Below are 18,555 nucleotides of genomic sequence, written 5' to 3'. Positions count from 1 at the left end.
ATTTAAACTGTTCTGCGCATAGTGCCAGAGTGCTCGCCATGCCCCCCACCACTTGAGAGCGGCTGCTCAAGTACAGCAGGAGGAGTCAGCTGCAGCAGGCTGTAGAGTCGTCTCAGTTGAAGTCGGAAGAGCTGCTCGAAATCACGCACACTATCCGACGGATTATAATCACCAAACCACCAGAACCAGTCAGAAGCCTCGCAAACAGCAAGCTGCTGTGTTGCCTCTCTCTTCTGCTCATCAGACAGTTTGCCTGATGCAACTGCTTCGTCATATACCTGCTTTGCTGCCACCAGGTAGTCCCAGGCCAGGTTCTTGTCCTTTTCGCCAATCCAGGTCGAGAAGGAGCCGTACACCCAGCTGCCCGGGCAGAGTTCAGTCAAGGCACGCGCTTCCAGGTCGGCAACCTCGCTGAATGTACGTAGCGCAATACGATCGCTGCTGGCACAAGCCTTGTAGAGACCGTCGAGAAACAGCGCGCCATTTGCATAGTAGTACTCCCACGCATTCTCACCATCGAGAATCACGGATACCACGCGCTGGTCCGCATCATCACCAATACTGTCAGCAATATTGTTGAGATGCTGCATGAAATCGGCAACAGCATCATGCGTATCCCACTTGCTGTACTCAAAGCCGATCAAGTCGGAGAGGCCGTCATCCCGAAAGAAAACCCGTACCTTGTCACTGTTGTGTGAGTGCGGAGAAAAAAGCCCCTTCTTGGTGTTGATATCCTCAGCATCATGTTTAGAAAGGTGGCAACTGTTGCGCCACACACCTTCACCTGTGGCGGTCCAGCGCATCTGGTACTCATCAAGCAGCTTGAGTGCATCGCTGCTGACCCCACCCTCTGACAGCCAGACACCTTGCGGGCGCCGTCCAAAATAATGCTGAAACAGTTCAATTCCCTTATCCATGTGCCAACGGCTGCGTTCAGAACCGCCCGGATAGCCCTCAGCCATTGGTACAGGCGCATCCGGCAAGGCACAACGCATATTTTCAAAATCATGCAGCAGGGGAACGATGGGATGACCGTATGGCGTCATCGACAATTCAATCTGGCCAGAATCAGCGAGTGCGCGATAGCGGTCAATCAGGCCGTTGAGGCTGTCATGAATAACCTCGGCCAGTTGACGGCGATCATCATCAGTGAAGCCACTCTCCTTCTCCATCAGCCTGACAACACGCTCGTCACTCCTTACTGACTCGCCGAGCCAGCTGATGTGATACCAGCAAATCAGGTCGATAAAGTATTGCTCATCGAGATAATTGAGAATCTCGACAGCCCTGGCATCACTGGCAACATCGAATTCTTCAAAATGGTCAAACCAGCGAACCAGCCCATGGAAAACCGCGTAAGGCTCAATCATGCGTGGCGCATTACAGCGCAGGCAGTGGCCAACCAGTTCACTCCTGCCATTCGCATCCTGCGGGATGGCAACAGCACCGATCAACTGATTAAGGAAAGGATCTGATGTCGCCTTGCCATGATCAAAATAGTCTTTCAACTGGTGTGCATAATCGTCTATCTGCTCAAGCAGCACGGGCGCAAAATTAACCACCGAACGCATACCCGGATTGTTTTCCAGGTGAGCGGCCATGTCCGTATAGTCCTTGATGCCGTGCAGATACACCCACGGCAAACTGTATTCGCCATCAACACCCTCACGGTAGTGAGGCTGATGCATGTGCCAACAAAGCACCAGGTTGAGTTTCACAGCTCCCATATACTCTCTTCCCCTTCGAGTGTATAGATATGCTGCCCAAGCATCTTCGGTGTAACCAGGATAATACCTTCTGCAGTCACGTGAAAGCGCTTCCTGTCCTCTTCGAGATCTTCGCCAATCACCATGTTGTCAGGAATTGCGCAGCCCTTATCGATAACTGCCTTGGTAATACGGCAGTTCTTGCCGATATGCACCTTGGGCAGAATAACGCTGTCTTTAATGTGGCTGTAGTTTTCTATGCGGGTGAGAAAGAAAATCACCGAGCGCTTGACCCTCGCTCCGGAGAGAATACATCCGGCAGAGATCAGCGAGTCGATTGCCTCGCCACGGCGGCCTTCATCATCGAAGATAAACTTGGCCGGCGGATGTTGCGTCTGGTAAGTCCAGATCGGCCAGTTACGGTTGTAGAGATTGAGTTCCGGATCGACGTCACACAACTCCATGTTGGCACGCCAGTAGGATTCAATCGTTCCCACATCACGCCAATAAGAGGGCCTTCCGTCATCGTCTGCAAAAGGAAAGGCAATTGCGTTGAAGCCGTCGATCTTGGAGGGAATGATATCCTTGCCGAAATCGTGAGACGAACTCGCCTTGTCAGCATCTTCGATCAGTGTCTGGTAGAGAAAACGTGTTGAGAAAACATAGATACCCATGGATGCCAAAGCCTTGTCCGGCTTGCCCGGCATCGGATCCGGTTCTGTCGGTTTCTCGGTAAACTTGGTGATGTTCAAATCCTCATCGACCGACATCACGCCGAAGCCTCTTGCCTCGTCGATGGGAACCTCGATGCAGCCAACGGTAAAATCGGCACCCGACTGCACATGGTGCAGCAGCATTTCCGAGTAATCCATGGTGTAGATGTGATCACCACCGAGCACGATCACATACTTGGGCTCATGACGCTGCATGATATCAAGGTTCTGGTAGAGCGCATCTGCTGTACCCTGGTACCACTCTTTCTTGCCGGTACGCTGCTGGGCGGGAAGTATCTCCACAAACTCGCCAATCTCGGGACGCATGAATGACCATGCACGTTGCAAGTGACGAATCAGAGAGTGTGCCTTGTACTGGGTAAGAACGCCGATACGGCGCAGGCCCGAGTTGACACAGTTCGACAGTGGAAAATCGATAATACGGTACTTGCCACCGAAGGGAACAGCCGGCTTGGCACGCCACTTTGTCAGGTGCCTGAGCCTGGAACCCTCACCACCGGCAAGAATCAGTACCAGGGTCTCCCTGGTCAGTTCGGTCACCATTTTTGGTTCTATATAATATTTGAGAACCTCTTTTTGCTCATCGGCACCAATAGTCATATTAAATCTCCAAACCCTCAATCCCGTCTCTGATTTGTGCGATCGCGCCAAGTAGACCGATCTGCTCATCTGTCACCACGAACACCGCAGTTGTCTCAACCAGTGATCGCATGCCGCCCTTGTCACAATAGGCGGATATAAATTCGTCTCTATCAAGCATCGGCAGCAACCTGTTCGTCACACCGCCAGTCAGATAGATGCCGCCAGCCGGGCGATAGAAAAGCGCAAGGTTGCCGGCCCAGTTGGCAAAAATCCTCCAGAAAAGAGCCACTGCAGCGGTTGCCGATTCGTCACCCTGTTCAGCCGCCGTCGTGATCTCTGCTGCCGGCAGTCTCTTGCCGCCCGATACGAAGTAATAAAGCCGCTGTAATCCCATGCCGCTAAGCAGTTCTTCCCAGCTGACAGATGGCTTGCCGCTGCACAACTGCTGCAACAATCTGTTCTGTTCTTCATCTGCCGGCGCAAAACCGGTGTGACTGCCCTCGGTTGCGTGCGCATTTCCCTGCTGAAGCCAGGCGAGGCCCAGACCTGTGCCTGCGCCCGTCACTACCTTCAGGCCATTACTGTCTGGAACAACCTGATTCAGCGCCAGCAACTCTTCATCTTCTACAAGAGTAACCCCCTGCGCGACAGCGTGGAAGTCATTAATGAGAGTGACGTGACAAAAGTCAAAATGATTTTTAATCTGCGCAGTATCAATCTCCCAGTCGAGATTGGTCATCATGCAATAGCCGTTAGTGACAGGGCCTGCAGCGGCAAGAGAGAGCCCTGCAATCTGACTGGCATCGGTGCCTGCATCATTGAGACAGGCTTCAATTAGTTGCTGAACATTTTGAAACTCTGCGTTGGGATATTTGTGACTGTATTCAATGCACCACTCACCATCCGGAGAGACGGAGACAAGCGCCATCCAGCTCTTTGTTCCGCCAATATCGCCCGCGAGATAGGTGTGTAAAGATGACATGGCTTCTCTACCCGATCAACTCACTGCCGGAATCCGGATGAACCCGGAATTTGACTGGGTACTCCTGCATTAATTTTTCCTGTGCCGCACATCTGAATCATAGTCACTGATTATGACTACAATATGATGACAATTTGCATGAACAATATTTATGCTACAACTTAGCATATTGATACGTCTCTGTTTGTTGAATCGTCACTCCATGACAAAAAGAAACCCCTTGCCAGCTGACCGGCAAGGGGTTATGCAATATGGGGTGGATGATGGGACTCGAACCCACGACGACTGGAATCACAATCCAGGGCTCTACCAACTGAGCTACACCCACCATTAAAACAGTGGCCTGTTTGGAAAATGGCACGCCCGGCAGGATTCGAACCTGCTACCCTCGGCTTAGAAGGCCGATGCTCTATCCAAATGAGCTACGGGCGCAAACTCTGACCGCCGTGCGGCTTGACCATTTGGCAGCTGCCAGGCTACCAGGTCCTGAAAGTCCAAGTTTATACAACTCTGGCCTCTCATGGCAAAACTGGTCGGGGTGGAGGGATTCGAACCCCCGACATCCTGCTCCCAAAGCAGGCGCGCTACCAAGCTGCGCTACACCCCGAATTCTCGCAGGCATGACCCGCGAGGGCACGAATAATACGGGCAAGAGGCGCTTTCGTCAATTCCCGTGAGCCTGTTTTATCAATATTTTCCGAAATTTCCCCTCTTCGGTTCTCCCGCGACTGCGTTATAATGGCCCGCTTTGACGCAGCTCCGATCAATTCAGCCCGTAAAGCAGCCCCTAATGGACAAAACCTACGATCCTCACGCCATCGAACAACGCTGGTACAAAACCTGGGAAGAGAACAACTCTTTTGCGCCTCAGCAGCAAGCTGAAGGCAGCTATTGCATCATGATTCCGCCTCCCAATGTGACCGGCAGCCTGCACATGGGCCACGGCTTCAATAACACCATCATGGACACCCTGATCCGCTACCAGCGCATGAAAGGGAAAAAGACCCTGTGGCAGCCGGGCACTGACCACGCCGGCATAGCAACCCAGATGGTTGTCGAACGCCAGCTCGAAGCCGAACAGAAATCTCGCCATGATCTCGGGCGCGATGCCTTTATCGATCGCATCTGGGAATGGAAGGCTGAATCCGGTGGCAATATCACCGGACAGCTGCGCCGCCTCGGTTCATCACTCGACTGGAAAAATGAGCGCTTCACCATGGATGACGGCCTCTCAAATTCGGTCAAAGAGGTTTTTGTACGTCTCTACGAAGAGGGACTCATCTACCGTGGCAAGCGCCTCGTCAACTGGGATCCGAAACTGCACACCGCCGTCTCAGACCTCGAGGTACTCGCCGAGGAAGAGAATGGCCACATGTGGCACATGCGCTACCCGCTGACCAATGGCACCGGGCACCTAGTGGTCTCCACCACGCGTCCTGAAACCATGCTTGGTGACTGTGCTGTCGCGGTCAACCCTGAAGATGAGCGCTACAAGCATCTCATCGGAGAACTTGTTGAACTGCCACTCACCAACCGCAAGATACCGATCGTTGCCGACGAACACGCCGATCCTGAATTCGGTACTGGTTGCGTCAAGATCACACCTGCGCACGATTTCAACGACTATGCTGTCTGGCAGCGTCACCGTGACGAGAACATGATCAGCGACCAGCCGCATGGCGGACTGATCAACATACTCACCATCGACGCGGCAATCCGTGACAATGAAGCTGACGAGGATGATCTGATTCCTGCTGCATACAATGGTCTTGATCGCTACGCGGCACGCAAGCAGATTGTTGCTGATCTTGAAGCTGCCGATCTGCTTGAGAAAATTGTCGACCACAAGCTCATGGTTCCGCGCGGCGACCGCTCCGGCGCAGTCATCGAGCCTTTCCTGACCGATCAGTGGTACGTCAAGATTGAACCACTGGCAAAGCCGGCAATTGAAGCTGTTGAGAACGGACAGATCCGTTTCGTTCCGGACAACTGGAAAAACACCTACTACGAATGGATGCGCAACATCCAGGACTGGTGTATCAGCCGCCAGATCTGGTGGGGCCACAGGATACCGGCCTGGTATGACGATGAAGGCAACATCTATGTCGGCCGTGATGAGGCCGAGGTACGTGAAAAGCACGGACTCTCTGACGATTACCCGCTGCGCCAGGATGAGGATGTACTCGATACATGGTTCAGCTCTGCGCTGTGGCCCTTTTCGACACTCGGCTGGCCGGAGAACACTGAACGACTCAAGGATTTCTACCCGACCAATGTACTTGTCACCGGTTTCGACATTATCTTCTTCTGGGTTGCACGGATGATCATGATGGGCCTCAAGTTCATGGATGGCCAGGTGCCTTTCAACGAGGTCTACGTGCATGGACTGGTACGCGACAGCCATGGCGACAAGATGTCCAAGTCGAAAGGAAATGTCCTCGACCCGATCGACCTGATCGACGGCATCGACCTCGACACTCTCGTCGAAAAACGTACCCGCGGCATGATGCAGCCACAACTCGCTGCAAAAATCGAAAAGCAGACCCGCAAGGAGTTTCCCGACGGCATTCAGAGTTTCGGAACTGACTCGCTGCGCTTCACCTTCGCAGCACTGGCAGCGACAGGGCGTGACATCAAGTTCGATATGGGACGTATCGAGGGCTACAGGAACTTCTGCAACAAGCTCTGGAATGCCGCACGCTACGTGCTGATGAATACCGCGGGCGAGGATTGCGGAACTGATGCAAACAGCGAGGTTGAACTCTCGGCTGCAGACCGCTGGATCCTGGCACAGCTGCAGACAACCGCATCTGCTGTCGGCAAATCGATTGAGAGCTACCGTTTCGATCATGCTGCACAATCAATCTATGAGTTCACCTGGAATGAGTACTGTGACTGGTACCTGGAACTCTGCAAGCCGGTTCTCAACAGTGATGAAGCATCAGATGCAGCCAAGCGCGGCACACGCCAGACGCTGGTGCGTGTACTTGAAGCGCTGCTGCGCCTTGCGCACCCGATTATTCCATTTATCACGGAAGAGATCTGGCAGCAGGTCGCGCCGCTGGCAGGCAAGTCGGGGGACAGCATCATGCTGCAGCCCTACCCGCTTGCAGACGAGTCACTTGAAGACCAACAGGCAGTTGCCGAAGTCGAGTGGCTCAAGAACATCATTCTTGCGATTCGCAAAATAAAGGGCGAGATGAACATTGCGCCCGGCAAACGTGTTCCGGTACTGCTGGCAGATGCTTCAGAACAGGATCGCAAATATTCGGAAATCAACCGCAGCTACCTGGACTTCCTCGCACGCGTTGAATCCATCACGATTCTCGAACAGGGTGACGAGGAGCCTGAATCCGCCGTTGCACTGATCGGCGACATGCGTCTGCTGATTCCAATGTCAGGACTGATTGACAAGGATGCAGAGTGCAAGCGTCTCGAGAAAGAGATCGGCAAGGCAGAGAGCGAAGTCGAGCGCACCGGCAAGAAACTGCAGAATCCCAACTTTGTCGACAAGGCACCAGAGGCTGTTGTCGCCAAGGAGAAGGAGAAGCTGGAAGAGGCGCAAAAAACGCTTGCCAGTCTGCAGGCGCAATTGGAGAAGATTCAGGCGCTTTAAACGCACCGCACCTGAACAGCCAAGACTCTCCGTCAGTGGCGCAGGGTATCACAGGAGAAGTGAAAAACTGTTTGAGTGATCGAAGATCGCGAGTTTTTTTCACGCTGTGATAGCCAAGTTACGTACGATTAGGCGTCAATGAGGAGCTGTTTCTTTGCCTACTTTCTTGTCAGCACAAGAAAGTAGGGTGGGTGCGAGCCACCGCGCGCATCAAAATTAAACTGTCGCGAAGCGACGCAAAAGATCAGATCCCGGATCAAGCCCGGGATGACGAATGTTGGGAATGGGGCCAAGCCCGGATCACACCAGAATTTAATCGTTGGAATAACCCGAAATAAAGGTTTTGACGGAACCGTTTTCCTCAAAGATATGCCTCGACGTCCTGCCGATATCAGCGCCATAGACATGAATACTGATCGAGTCACGATCATCCAGCGCGTTTGAAACACGGTGAACATCACCAATCGTTGGTGACACCAGGTCGATACCACCCGGATCTATCAGGTGCTCCCCGGTTTTCAACAAGTCGCCCGTCTCGAAATCGATGGAGAACTCCTCGCACAACTCGCGACCGTTCATCACGCCAACCATACCCCACACGGTGTGATCATGAACCGGCGTCTTCTGCCCCGGTCCCCAAACGAAACTGACCACTGAAAAACGTGACTGTGGATCGAGATAGAGAAGATACTGACGATAGGCATCTGCACTACCCTGGCGATACTCATCGGCAAGCCAGGAGTCATCGGCGATCAGTTCGGCTAGCAGTACCCTGCCCTGCTGCAGTATCTCTTTCTCGTTGTCGCCATGCATATCAACAAGTGACGTCATGCCGTTGATAAAAGTATCGAGAGACTGTGAAGCTTGCATTAATTTCACTCAGCCTGCAGAGATGACGTACTCGAGAATACCGACCACCTGTTCTGGGGTCTGGGCCCATGCCATGGCAGCACCATCAACCTCTTTAAGCGGATGAATGATGTCACTGTCGTGCAGGGTAATGTAGGGCTTACCAAGTGCCGCCAGCTGGCCAGCATCAAATGCAGCATTCCACTGCTTGTACTTATCACCGAAACGCACCACGGCGATATCGCACTGCTCGATCAGGTTTTTGGTACGGATAGCATTGACCTTGGATGACTTGTGATCACGCCAGAAGCCGTCGCTCTCCGGTCCAAGTGAATCACCGGCAGCGTCGCTGGCATCATGATCTGTGACCGCGGAGGTAAACTCAACCGGCAGCCCTGCTGCCTGTGCACCATCCATTATCTGCTGTCGCCAGTCGGTATGAATTTCACCTGACAGGTAGATAGTCCAGATCATCATTTCGTTTCCTCTTACTTACTTTTCTTAACGTGTTTCATCAGGCGCTTCTTTTTCTGCACCTGGCGTGTTGTCAGCTTGTTCTTGCGTCCATGGAACGGATTACTTCCCGACTTGAATTCGATACGCAGGGGGGTTCCATCGAGATGCAGTACGCTGCGGAATCGTTTCACCAGGTAGCGCTTGTAGGTCGCCGGGACCGAATCGACCTGGTTACCGTGAATCACAATGATAGGCGGATTCTTGCCGCCCTGGTGTGCATAACGCATCTTGATACGGCGGCCACGCACCATCGGTGGCTGATGTTCCATCACTGCATCTTCGAGTATCTCGGTCAGGCGTGACGTCTTCATATCGCGCATGGCATTGGCATAACCCTTGTTGACCGATTCGATCAGGTTGCCGACACCACTGCCGTGTAACGCCGAGACAAAATGCCAACGTGCAAAATCGAGAAACTGCAGACGACGCTTGAGTTCAGTTTTAACATGCTCGCGCTCGCCCTGTTCGAGACCGTCCCACTTATTGACGACAACCACCAATGCGCGGCCGCTATCAAGCAGGTGCCCGGCAAGGTGTGCGTCCTGTTCTGTAATACCCTCGTGCGCATCGATGAGCAGAAAGACAACATTTGATCCCTCGATAGCCTGCAGCGTCTTGACGATACTGAACTTCTCGATCGCCTCCTTGACGCGTCCGCGCTTGCGCACTCCTGCGGTATCAATCAGGGTATATTTTTTACCATCACGCTCAAACGGCACATCGATACTATCGCGGGTTGTACCCGGCATATCGAAAGCGACGACGCGCTCTTCTCCGATGAGACGGTTGATCAGGGTCGACTTGCCGACATTGGGGCGTCCAACCACGGCGATACGGATGCGATCATCCTCTTCTTCAGGAAGTGTCGCTGGTGGCAGTGTTGAAAGAACATCTTCAATCAGGGGCTTGACCCCACGGCCATGGGCAGCCGCGATGGCTACCGGTTCATTGCTGGTCAATCCGTAAAAATCGGTAGCGGCAATATGCTGATCGAGATTTTCACTCTTGTTGACAACCAGTGTCACCGGCTTGCCGGTACGGCGCAGACGCTCTGCGATACCCTCATCACTGGCATTGCGGCCCTCGCGGCCATCAACCAGGAAAAGCAGGTGATCGGCCTCTTCGATCGCCTGCATGACCTGGTTTTCCATCAGCGGATCGAGTCCCTCGCGTACGCCGCTGAGACCGCCGGTATCAATTACGATATAGGGAGAAGGACCAAGACGTCCAACACCATATTGACGATCGCGTGTCAGCCCTGGCTGGTCTGCAACCAAGGCGTCACGTGTGCGTGTGAGGCGATTGAAGAGTGTCGATTTACCGACATTTGGGCGCCCGACAAGGGCTATAACCGGAAGCATTCAGATCGCCGTTAATAATCGCGCTTATGGTGCAGAGACAGATGCAAGCTGCCCTTCACTACCGTAAACAATAACGCGGTTACCCGAGGTTACAAGCGGTGCCTGCACGGCAGACTTGACTGCACGAATACGTGCAACCAGGCTTCCGTCTGCGGGTGACAGCCAATGTACATAACCTTCATAATCAGCTACTGCAAGGTAGCCACTGGCAAGAGCCGGAGCACTCAGGCGACGACCGTGAAGTGCTTTCTGACGCCACAGCTCATGTCCGTTGGCGCTATCGACCGCAACCACGTTACCTCTTGCATCAGCTGCATAGAGAACAGTACCGTCAAATGCGAGTCCCTGGTGCGATGAAAATGGAATACTCCACTCAACTGCACCTTTTTTCTTTCCGACTGCTGCCATCTGGCCCTGATAACTCACCGTGTATACCCTGTTGCCTGTAACAACCGGACGGCTGTCGATATCAACTACGCGGTCGAGTTCGTTACGACCACTTGGCCATGAAATTGGAGTTTCCCACTGCGACCGCCCAGTGGCGATATCCAGCTTAACCAGTTTGCCGGCATCAAGTCCCGAGTAGAGATACTCACCATCGACAACCGGCTGTGCAGCACCACGCAGACGCAATGATGGCCCACTGCGATGGAATACCCAGGTTGTCTCACCAGACGCTGCGTTAATACCGACCAGCTTGCCGTCAGTGATATGCGCGACAACCATGCCATTGGCAACCAGCGGGACTGCTGCTATCTCGGAATCAAGTTTGGCACGCCAGCTCTCGCTGCCATTGCCGCTCGTCAGTGCAACCAGGTCACCTTCTGTTGAACCGACAACAACCAGGCCACCACCAACACCGGGGCCGCCGCGCAGATCGAGATCAACATCGACATTCCACAAGGTGGCACCGCTGTTTGAATCAACTGCAGATACCCTGCCGTCGGCATCGGCCACGTAGATCGAGGAGCCGCTCAGGGTCGCTTCAAGTTTGGCAGCGAGTTCGTCGTTCCCGGATCCTGTGTCTTTGCTCCAGGTCACCACTGAGCCGCGCTGATCTATCTGCTTATCCAATTCAGCCGGTATTACTGCAGATTTCTCTCTGCTTAACCAGCTACAACCGCTGGTTGCAATGACGGCCGCCATTGCAATAGTCATGGTCAAGTGTTTCATTGCATCCCCCGGGATCATGATTTTGGTGATTCAAGCTGTTGCAGAAGATAGCCTATCATTTCAGAGTCGGCTGCGCCCCTCTCTCTGGCTGCCTCGAGTGCAATACGTGCAGCCTCGTGGTTGCCCTCTTTGAGCGCTATCTGGCCTTCAATTGCCAATGACTCGCCCTCGAATGCCGCATCGCTGACACCGGCAAGTGCCTGCCTGGCCTCTGCAACTTTACCCTGTCCCAGGTAGAGACGCGCGAGCCGCAGTGAAGCAAGTTGCATCAGGCCCTTGTCACTGCCGTCTGTAATAACATCCTGCAAGCGCAGTATTGCTGCATCGATGTTCCCGGCACCTGTTTCCGTCATCGCCATGCGCAGGTTGGCAAAATCGACATAGACAGTACCTGAAAAATCATCCGCCAGTGCATTTCGATCTGCACGTGCCGCATCAACCTGTTGTGTCACAAGATGCGTTGTGAACTTGTCGTAGAGTGCAGCACCCTTTTCTGCCTGGCTATCCTCGTAGCCCTGCCATCCGCGCCAACCACCGATCAATGCGATACCAATGACGCCACCAAAAATAATGGAACGACCATTCTCCTTCCACCACTTTTTCAGCTCTTCAACTTGTTGTTCTTCGGTGAGATTTTCGCTCACTGTATCCACTCCTGAAGTTTATCCGGCAGATCGGCAATTGCGACCTGCTGTTGTTCACCATCACCACGCAGCGGCTTGATTCCTATCACGCCCTGCGCCAATTCGTCTTCGCCAAGAACCAGGGCAATTTGTGCACCGCTACGGTCCGCTTTCTTGAACTGCGCCTTGAAACCACCAGTCCCGCAGTGGCTGATCACGCGCAAGCCTTCAATTTCCACCCTGAGTCGCTGTGCAACTGCCTGTGCATGGATGCGCGCCTCGTCTGCAGAGATAATATAGATATCAGCAGTCTGGCGCAGCTCTGGCATATGATACTCCTCGAGCAGGGCAACGAGGCGTTCAATCCCCATGGCAAAGCCAACTGCTTTTGAAGCGCGGCCACCCAACTGCTCGATGAGACCATCATAACGTCCACCGGCGCATACAGTTCCCTGTGCGCCAAGCTTGTTGGTTACCCACTCAAAAACGCTAAGCGAATAGTAATCGAGTCCACGCACAAGTCTCTGGTTGATGACGTATTCGATCCCGGCTGCCTTGAGGCCGTTGCACAGGATTTCGAAATGAGTGCGTGACTCCTCTCCGAGATACTCCATCAGCGTCGGAGCATCGGCAACAATTGCCTGCACATCGGGATTCTTGGAATCGAGTACGCGTAGCGGATTTGTCTCGAGACGACGCTTACTGTCATCGTCGAGCTTCTCTTCATGCTGACGCAAAAACTTGACCAACTCCTCTCGATAGGCAGCACGCTCTTCTGATGTACCGAGACTATTGATCTGTAATTCAAGACCATCGATACCGAGCGCCTGCCACAGGCTCGCCGTCATCAGGATAATCTCAAGGTCGATATCCGGCCCTTCCATGCCGAAGGCCTCGACACCAATCTGGTGAAACTGGCGATAGCGGCCTTTCTGGGGACGTTCATGACGGAACATGGCGCCTCGATACCAGAGACGCTGCGTCTGGTTGTGCAGCAGACCATTCTCGATACATGCACGTACACAGCCGGCTGTTCCTTCCGGACGCAGGGTCAGGCTGTCGCCATTGCGATCGTCGAAGGTATACATCTCCTTCTCGACGATATCCGTGACCTCACCAATCGCGCGTTTGAATAACGCCGTTGATTCAACTACCGGTGTGCGAATCTCCTGGTAGCCAAAGCCATCGCATATTGACCTGACCTGATCCTCGAGAAACTGCCAGAGTTGTGACTGTTCGGGCAGCACGTCATGCATGCCGCGTATTGCCTGGATTTTGCCCATTACTCTGCCCGCGATGCAATCTTGAATCGTGCAACACCGCCGTTTGAGTGCCGCGTCAGATCATATGGCTCGCCATCCACCAGCATGGTAACCACCGAGCTCTTGCCAAGAACGATGCTCAATGGTGGAGTTGCCGAAATAATTTTAGAAGTGCCGGATCTAAGCATGCCCGACACCAGAACATCCCCTTCCGCATTACGGATATCAACCCAGCACTGGCCACTGAAACTGAGAGAGATTTCAACTTCAGTCGATGTATCACCTGCTTCCGCAAGCAATGCTGTTTCCTGGATCTCTTCTTCTGCAGGCATGACCTCTTCAGGCATAGCTTCTTCTACAGGTGCAGCTTCTTCCACAAGCGTGGCTTCTTCTACTGGTATGACTGCCATCTCTTCAGCAGTGATTGTGCTCTCTTCCTCGAGCACTTCATCCGATATTGGCTCCTGCAGTAATTCGGCCTCTTCAGCTGCATCTTCCTGAATAAGAATCTCCAACTCTGCAGATTCTTCAGGAATTGACAGGAACTCCTGTTCCTGGCTCTCTGCACCCAACTCTATCGACTGCTGCAGTTGTGTCTCCTGTGCCTGCGGTTCAGTCACAGCTGCATCACGATTGGCTCCCGGCAGAGGCAGAAAACCCATCCACCACAACACCGCGACAGTCACTACGGCCAGGCCCAGCAGCATCCAGGTCAATCCCCGGGCTATGTCGATACCTTGACCAGGGCGTCGTCGCTCCGAAACAAATTGTGTCTCGGGCGGTGTCTTTAATGTTGGTCCATCCTTGACGGTTTCTGGAAGCAATGCCATTGCCTTGTCAAGCATCTCCTTCTCATCCAGTTCAAGCAGGAGGGCATACTTGCGAATGTAGCCAAGCGCAAATACACGAGATTCGAAGACACTGAAATCCTCACTCTCGAGCGCATCGATATAATATGGCTCGACATAGAGTTTCTCCGCCGCTTCGGTCACCGATAACCCGGCACCCTTACGAGCAGACGCAAAAGCTCCGCCAATGGCTATGAACATGTCGTCCTGCATCTCTTCGCTGCTTTCAGCTGTCATCACTGTTACTCATCTATTTGCCGCAACAGGCGTCTTGATTCACGCCTGTTACCCAGTTTCTTTTCAACGCGGGCCAGTGCCCGGACTATCTGTGGAGTGCCATTGATTTCATAGGCTCTCCTGTAACGCGCACGCGCCATCTCGGTATCTCCTGCCTGCTCGTAACAACTTCCGGCACTCAGCCAGGCAGTCTCCGGTGTTTTGTTGAGATGGCTTGCGGCCGCCATGGCAAACTCACGATCAGCCGCTGCATAGTGCCCCTTGCCGCACAGGTGAAGGCCGTAAAATCCCTGCACAAAGGGATCAGTTGCAGTCAGTGCCCGTGCCTTTTCAAAATGGCGGGTTGTCGCACCGTAATCTCCCAGACGCTCACTGACATGAGCAAAAATTGCGTGTGCGCGCGGATTTGCAGGATCGATATTGACTGCCTTGTCTGCATTCGACATTGCAGAATCAAGCTGCCCTTTCTGGCTGTATGCCTGTGCAAGAGCAATATAGACTCGTGCAGGACTATTGGCGATATAGTGCATCGAGGCTGCGTTGTCTGATGTAACCGGGGCAGTGGTCTGACATGCCGTGAGCACAACAAAGATCAGCAGTATCGACAGAAATTGGAACAGGTGATTCGTCATCTCACTTCTCCATTTAGCGGCTTTCCTGTAGCAGTCGAAGGGGCCTTTACCTTGGTTGAATTTACTCTTCTCAACTGCCTGCGGCTGCGATCCTGCACACGCCCCACAAGCTGACCACAGGCTGCATCGATATCATCCCCCCTGGTCTTGCGTGTCACCGTAAACAAACCCGCCTTCATCAGCTTGTTACGAAATGCATCAACACGTTCAGGGGAAGAGGTTTTGTAATCAGTACCCGGAAAAGGATTAAACGGAATCAGGTTGATCTTCGAGGGCACACCCTCGAGCAACCTGATCAGCGCCTTTGCATGCTTATTGGTGTCATTAATACCATCGAGCATCACATATTCCCAGGTAATTTTACGCCGCTTGTCATTCTTGATGAACTCCTTGCAAGCAGGAATCAGCTCTTCAAGCGGATACTTTTTGTTGATCGGTACCAGTTCATCACGCAGCGCATTATCTGCAGCATGCAGTGACACCGCGAGACACACATCACTCTTCTCGCGCAGTTTGTTCAGTGCCGGGACAATGCCCGAGGTACTCAGGGTGATCTTGTGCTTGGAAAGCTTAAGACCGAGATCATCCTGCATCAGGTTCATGGCTGTCACCACGGCGTCAAAATTTGCCAGCGGCTCACCCATCCCCATCATCACGACATTGGTTACGGGCAACTGCATGCGATGTGCAGAAACCCACACCTGGGCGACAATTTCACCGGCCGTGAGGTTGCGGTTAAAACCCTGCTGGGCAGTCGAACAGAAAGAGCAGTCAAGCGCACAGCCCACCTGGGAGGAGACACACAGGGTAGACCTGCCCTCCTCTGGAATATAGACAGACTCGATACGCTGGCCGTCGTGAAGCTCGACAACCCATTTGACAGTGCCGTCATTCGAAGGCTGTTCGAAAACAACCTCGGGCACACGAATTTCCGTCTGCTCGATCAGTTGATCGCGCAAACGTTGCGGCAGATCCGTCATGGCCTCGAAATCGATGACGCCATGTTTATGGATCCATTTCAGCAGGTTACGACCCTGAAAGGTCTTGTAACCAAACTTGACCGCGAGCGCCTCCAGGCCCTCACGGTCAAGGCTGAGCAGATCGATTCTTTCTGCCGCGGTTTCCATTGCTTAGCGTGTACGCTCGCAAACGCCTTCAGGGAAGAAGAAAGCAATCTCGATCGCAGCATTCTCAAGAGAATCTGAACCGTGAACGGCATTTTCGTCAACAGTCTCGGCGAAGTCTGCACGAATGGTGCCTTCAGCTGCCTCGGCTGGATTGGTCGCACCCATCAGCTCGCGGTTCTTGGCAACTGCGTCTTCACCCTCAAGTGCCTGCGCCATAATCGGACCAGAAGTCATGAACTCGATCAGGTCATTATAGAAAGGGCGCTCCTTGTGTACAGCGTAGAACTCACCAGCCTGCTCTTTGGTCAGGTGAATCATGCGTGAAGCGACGACTTTCAGACCGTTGGTCTCAAAGCGGCTGTAGATTTTGCCAATGATGTTTTTTGCGACAGCATCGGGCTTAATCATAGAGAGGGTACGTTCAATAGCCATGGGAAAATTTCTCCGGAAATCTAAAGACTAATAAAAGAATAGCCGAACAGGCGGCATGTTGATTGAATATTAACCTGCCAAGTTTACTGGCCATTGTGCCGGGTAGCAAGGAAAAGGCTATTTCGAGGCCCGTAAATCCACGACTTCTGCGCGATTTCCGTTAATCCTCCACTGCAGGTCGAAATCATACAGCAACATGCCATATTCCCCCTCTGTCTGGGCCTGCTTGTAGGCGGGACGGGGATCAGGCGCAAGCAGCGCCCGGATCAGTTCACGCACCGAATCACCATCGCTTCTCGCCTGCAGCGCCGCTTCCGCCTCAGGCAGAAAGAGCACCTCGAGCTTGTTTTCCGGTGCATCAGGTGCAAAACCGGCGCTGACATCCGAAATTGCATCACTGTAGGGAATATAGGGCTTGATATCCAGAATCGGCGTGCCATCCATCATATCGACGCCCGACACTTCCAGGACCGCCTTTCCGGATTCGATGCGAATGGCATCCAGTTTCACCACTGACAGACCAATCGGATTGGGACGAAACGGTGCCCGGCTGGCAAACACGCCAACCCGCACGTTGCCACCGAGTCGTGGCGGACGCACACGGGGCCGCCACTCACCCTGCGGCACGCCATGAAATACCCAGGTGAGCCACAGGTGCGAAAAATCTTCCAGCCCTTCGACACATTCCGGCTGTGCAGCCTCGCCGTGCAAAACAACACGGCCTTTCGCAGCAGTAACGATGCCAGCCTGCCGCGGGATCGCAAACTTCTCCCTGAAAGGCGTTTCAATAATTGCTACGGGTTTGAAACTGTAATCTTGCATGAGACAGATCCGCTCAGATCAACAACTCTTGCGGCAATGCGTAACGCTCCATCAGGTAACAGAGGCAATCCTGTCTGATGACACGCTCGTTCATGGTCAGCATCGATGGCATGATGGCGACACGATTGACGATGCGTCCATCGTCTACACTGAAATAGTGCTCGCTGACATCCTCACCTTGCTCTCCTGTCACCTCTAGTGGTAACTCATCTCCAAACACATCGCCCCAGATTGTCGAGGCATTGATCTCACTGAAATTGAAACGCTCCAGCCCCGGGGAGAGTGACAGCTCTTTCGAATCATCGCCGAATGCAAAAGAGATACTTTCCGGCACTTTCACAGTGGCCACGGTGTGATAGAGATCGATCTCCTCATGATGCAGCGGCTCGGAATCCAGCTCCTGCAAGTGCAGAACACTGTTGACGTACTCAACTGCATGGTCGACGCCAAGTTGATCGCCAACCTTGCCGCATTCGAGCGTCACTGCCGGACAGCGCGATGCGAGTGCAATCGATTGCACACCGCGGGGGCGTATAAAATAGATGACCAGGCGGCTGAAAAGCAGCGCCAGGCGCAGAAACTGCGGATCGATAACATTGATACAGGCGTAGTGTGGATTGATGCCGGTATTGTTATGAATATCGATACTTGCAAACATACCGCGCTCATCCATGACCGAAAGAACATGCTGCATCAGGCCGGCCTCGACCGTATCACCGCCTTCCCAGACCCGGTTGAAATCGGGTTGGCGTTCAAGTTTGCGCAGACCCGCCTTTGCTGCGGAGAGATTACCAAAGAAGATGCTCAGGTTACGTGGCAGCGGATGCTCTCCCCCGCCAGCCTGGTATTGGCGCAGCAGTCGGCGCATCGCCTCCCACCCTGTGGTTTCATTGCCGTGGAGAAGTATGGTGACGAAAAGAGCAGGTTCACGTTTGCCCTGCAGGTGCAGCAGGGTCGGCGCGCCAAGAAAGTCGGCCAGCTCGATTGCCTCGCAATCGAGTAATCCGTCCGGGATCTGGTCAAGTTGTTGCAGTTCTATCATTAATCAGGCGC

At 53.4% G+C, this 18,555-nt stretch carries 16 protein-coding genes and 3 tRNA genes; 1 reads left to right on the top strand and 18 read right to left on the bottom strand.

Translation table 11 applies throughout. The features are described 5' to 3' along the window. Nucleotides 1-2 precede the first annotated feature (2 nt). The 6 genes from BOW06_RS06500 to BOW06_RS06475 form a co-directional block, all read right to left on the bottom strand. Nucleotides 3-1,727: a glycoside hydrolase family 57 protein gene (locus BOW06_RS06500; RefSeq protein WP_078454535.1), complete on the bottom strand. Its 1,725-nt coding sequence runs from the start codon at nucleotides 1,725-1,727 to the stop codon at nucleotides 3-5. Then, nucleotides 1,715-3,040, bottom strand: a complete 1,326-nt coding sequence (glgC, locus tag BOW06_RS06495) for a glucose-1-phosphate adenylyltransferase (protein ID WP_043117563.1) — start codon at nucleotides 3,038-3,040, stop codon at nucleotides 1,715-1,717. Before glgC ends, BOW06_RS06500 begins: the two co-directional genes overlap by 13 nt. A 1-nt stretch (nucleotide 3,041) precedes the next feature. Continuing rightward, a complete protein-coding gene (locus tag BOW06_RS06490) occupies nucleotides 3,042-4,004 on the bottom strand; it encodes a glucokinase (protein ID WP_043117564.1) in 963 nt (320 codons plus the stop codon). Between the two features lie 252 nt (nucleotides 4,005-4,256). After that, a tRNA-His gene (locus BOW06_RS06485) sits at nucleotides 4,257-4,332 on the bottom strand. A 27-nt stretch (nucleotides 4,333-4,359) separates the two neighbouring features. Then, a tRNA-Arg gene (locus BOW06_RS06480) sits at nucleotides 4,360-4,436 on the bottom strand. A gap of 98 nt (nucleotides 4,437-4,534) precedes the next feature. Then, nucleotides 4,535-4,611, bottom strand: a tRNA-Pro gene (locus BOW06_RS06475). 183 nt (nucleotides 4,612-4,794) lie between these two features. Between BOW06_RS06475 and BOW06_RS06470 the strand changes: the two genes are divergently transcribed. Continuing rightward, nucleotides 4,795-7,620 (top strand): valine--tRNA ligase, encoded by a 2,826-nt coding sequence (locus BOW06_RS06470; protein ID WP_078459475.1) that lies wholly within the window; start codon nucleotides 4,795-4,797, stop codon nucleotides 7,618-7,620. A 312-nt stretch (nucleotides 7,621-7,932) separates the two neighbouring features. Here the strand turns inward: BOW06_RS06470 and BOW06_RS06465 are convergent, their stop codons facing one another. The 12 genes from BOW06_RS06465 to BOW06_RS06410 form a co-directional block, all read right to left on the bottom strand. Then, nucleotides 7,933-8,490 carry a cysteine dioxygenase family protein gene (locus BOW06_RS06465; protein WP_043117568.1) on the bottom strand — a complete coding sequence of 186 codons (558 nt, stop codon included), beginning with the start codon at nucleotides 8,488-8,490 and terminating at the stop codon, nucleotides 7,933-7,935. Nucleotides 8,491-8,499: 9 nt separating this feature from the next. Further along, entirely contained in the window at nucleotides 8,500-8,943 is a 444-nt protein-coding gene (locus tag BOW06_RS06460) for a YtoQ family protein (protein ID WP_043117978.1), read from the bottom strand. Between the two features lie 14 nt (nucleotides 8,944-8,957). Then, nucleotides 8,958-10,346: a ribosome biogenesis GTPase Der gene (gene der / locus BOW06_RS06455; RefSeq protein WP_043117571.1), complete on the bottom strand. Its 1,389-nt coding sequence runs from the start codon at nucleotides 10,344-10,346 to the stop codon at nucleotides 8,958-8,960. Nucleotides 10,347-10,370: 24 nt separating this feature from the next. Then, nucleotides 10,371-11,519 (bottom strand): outer membrane protein assembly factor BamB, encoded by a 1,149-nt coding sequence (gene bamB, locus BOW06_RS06450; protein ID WP_179115128.1) that lies wholly within the window; start codon nucleotides 11,517-11,519, stop codon nucleotides 10,371-10,373. A gap of 14 nt (nucleotides 11,520-11,533) precedes the next feature. Then, nucleotides 11,534-12,163 carry a YfgM family protein gene (locus BOW06_RS06445; protein ID WP_179115129.1) on the bottom strand — a complete coding sequence of 210 codons (630 nt, stop codon included), beginning with the start codon at nucleotides 12,161-12,163 and terminating at the stop codon, nucleotides 11,534-11,536. Further along, a complete protein-coding gene (gene hisS, locus BOW06_RS06440) occupies nucleotides 12,160-13,425 on the bottom strand; it encodes a histidine--tRNA ligase (RefSeq protein ID WP_043117574.1) in 1,266 nt (421 codons plus the stop codon). The genes BOW06_RS06445 and hisS overlap by 4 nt, the downstream gene beginning before the upstream one ends. Next, the gene (locus BOW06_RS06435) at nucleotides 13,425-14,489 is read right to left on the bottom strand and encodes a helix-turn-helix domain-containing protein (RefSeq protein WP_043117575.1); all 1,065 of its coding nucleotides are present in this window, start codon (nucleotides 14,487-14,489) and stop codon (nucleotides 13,425-13,427) included. The genes hisS and BOW06_RS06435 overlap by 1 nt, the downstream gene beginning before the upstream one ends. 5 nt (nucleotides 14,490-14,494) lie before the next feature. Then, nucleotides 14,495-15,121 carry a hypothetical protein gene (locus tag BOW06_RS06430; protein WP_078454532.1) on the bottom strand — a complete coding sequence of 209 codons (627 nt, stop codon included), beginning with the start codon at nucleotides 15,119-15,121 and terminating at the stop codon, nucleotides 14,495-14,497. Next, nucleotides 15,118-16,248, bottom strand: a complete 1,131-nt coding sequence (rlmN, locus tag BOW06_RS06425) for a dual-specificity RNA methyltransferase RlmN (protein ID WP_052132245.1) — start codon at nucleotides 16,246-16,248, stop codon at nucleotides 15,118-15,120. Before rlmN ends, BOW06_RS06430 begins: the two co-directional genes overlap by 4 nt. A 3-nt stretch (nucleotides 16,249-16,251) precedes the next feature. Beyond that, entirely contained in the window at nucleotides 16,252-16,680 is a 429-nt protein-coding gene (gene ndk, locus BOW06_RS06420; protein ID WP_043117579.1) for a nucleoside-diphosphate kinase, read from the bottom strand. A 117-nt stretch (nucleotides 16,681-16,797) separates the two neighbouring features. After that, nucleotides 16,798-17,502 (bottom strand): tRNA (N6-threonylcarbamoyladenosine(37)-N6)-methyltransferase TrmO, encoded by a 705-nt coding sequence (gene tsaA / locus BOW06_RS06415; RefSeq protein ID WP_043117580.1) that lies wholly within the window; start codon nucleotides 17,500-17,502, stop codon nucleotides 16,798-16,800. A gap of 13 nt (nucleotides 17,503-17,515) precedes the next feature. Next, nucleotides 17,516-18,544 (bottom strand): M14 family metallopeptidase, encoded by a 1,029-nt coding sequence (locus BOW06_RS06410; protein WP_043117582.1) that lies wholly within the window; start codon nucleotides 18,542-18,544, stop codon nucleotides 17,516-17,518. Nucleotides 18,545-18,555: the final 11 nt, after the last annotated feature.

This window comes from Solemya velum gill symbiont (genome assembly GCF_002020255.1).
Classification (GTDB): domain Bacteria; phylum Pseudomonadota; class Gammaproteobacteria; order Chromatiales; family Chromatiaceae.
The sequence above is the reverse complement of the archived record's forward strand: the minus strand, read 5'-3'. Positions and strand labels throughout refer to the sequence as shown.